The sequence below is a fragment of the Streptomyces sp. NPDC002577 genome (assembly GCF_053594815.1).
In genome coordinates, this window is record NZ_JBSFWK010000106.1 from 1 (window position 1) to 1,410 (window position 1,410).

Sequence of the window (1,410 nt, forward strand, 5' to 3'; positions counted from 1 at the left end):
TCAGTGGGCGGTTCGTGAGTTGATGTCCGTTCCGGACTTGGTTACTGCTTCTTGCTGAAGGTGCCGGGCTCGGCCTCGGTGAGGATTCCTAGTGTGACCAGGCGTTTCATCTTGGCGCGGGTGCGTTCGACGTGTTTCGGCAGGAGCTCGAAGTCGAGGGCCTGGCAGATGTCGCGAGCCCTCAGTGGGCCGGTGGTGTCGTTGAAGACGGCGAGGATGCGCGGGTAGTCCGGGTGCTCGGGCAGTTCCAGACTTGCTGATGGGTCGGCGCTCTGGGCCGGGATTCGGTCGGCGAGGCCGGTGATGGTGGTGCGGGTGATGGCGAGGTGTTCCAGACGTAGTTCGGCCTCGCGGAGCTGGGTCTGAAGGGTGTCGATCTGGGTGCGGAGATCATCGGCCAGGGCCCGGGCGGCGTCTTCCTGAAGGTCGAGTGCCTGGAGGAGGGGGTTCAGGTTCACGCGCCGACCACCCGCGGATCGCGCCAGGTGAGTGTGTTCATGTCGGTGAGCCGGCGGGCCATGACGTGGGTCATGGCCCAGTAGACGCGGGAGGCGGAGGAGGCCGGGCGGTGTTCGTAGTCGCGGACCAGGCGCCGGTGCAGTATCAAGGTCCCGAACGTCTGCTCCACCCGCCACCGTTTCGGCTGCGAAACGAATCCCCGCTCCTCTGGGTTCCGCTGGACGATCTCGACGTCGATGCCGAGGGCGGCCCCGTGCGTGACGACCTGGTTCTTGAAGCCCTGGTCGACCAGGGCCTTGCTGACCGAGCCGCCAGCCGCGACGGCGACCTGGTCGAGCAGAGTGATGCCGGCGGCGTTGTCGTGGACACTCGCGGCCAGCACGGTGACGGCGATGACCAGGCCGAGGACGTCCACGGCCAGGCCACGCTTGCGGCCCGGCACCCGTTTCGCGGCGTCTTTGCCCGTCGTGACCGCGGGGACCCCGGTGGCCGCCCGGACGCTCTGGGTGTCCAGGATCACCAGGGTCGGGTCCTCTAATCGCCGGTTCCTCTCCCGCACCTGGCAGCGCAGGAGTTCATGGATCTGCTGGTCGGTACCGTCGTCCCGCCAGGCGGCGAAGTAGTAGTACGTCGCGCTCTTCGGCGGCAGGTCGTTCGGCAGGAGAGCCCACTGACAGCCGGTCCGGGACTGATAGAGGATCGAGTTCACGATCTCCCGCATCGAGTAACGGCCCTGGTGGCCGCTGACGGAACGGTGCCGGTTCTTCCAGGCCGTGAGCACGGGCTCGATCAACGCCCATTGCTCGTCCGTCAAGTCGCTCTGGTACGGCTTGCGTTCACTCACCTCACCGATCCCAGCAGGCCACCGGCATCGGACCGGCACGTTCCGGCTTCGCCCACACCATCAGGCGACACCAGAACCACACATAGACTCACGAACCGCCCACTCAG

2 protein-coding genes are annotated in these 1,410 nt (G+C 66.7%); both read right to left on the reverse strand.

The features are described 5' to 3' along the window. Nucleotides 1–41 precede the first annotated feature (41 nt). Nucleotides 42–458, reverse strand: coding sequence for a hypothetical protein (locus tag ACWD4J_RS44075; protein WP_451401193.1), 417 nt, complete (start codon nt 456–458; stop codon nt 42–44). Continuing rightward, nucleotides 455–1,303 carry an IS5 family transposase gene (locus ACWD4J_RS44080; RefSeq protein ID WP_451401194.1) on the reverse strand — a complete coding sequence of 283 codons (849 nt, stop codon included), beginning with the start codon at nt 1,301–1,303 and terminating at the stop codon, nt 455–457. Before ACWD4J_RS44080 ends, ACWD4J_RS44075 begins: the two co-directional genes overlap by 4 nt. Nucleotides 1,304–1,410: the final 107 nt, after the last annotated feature.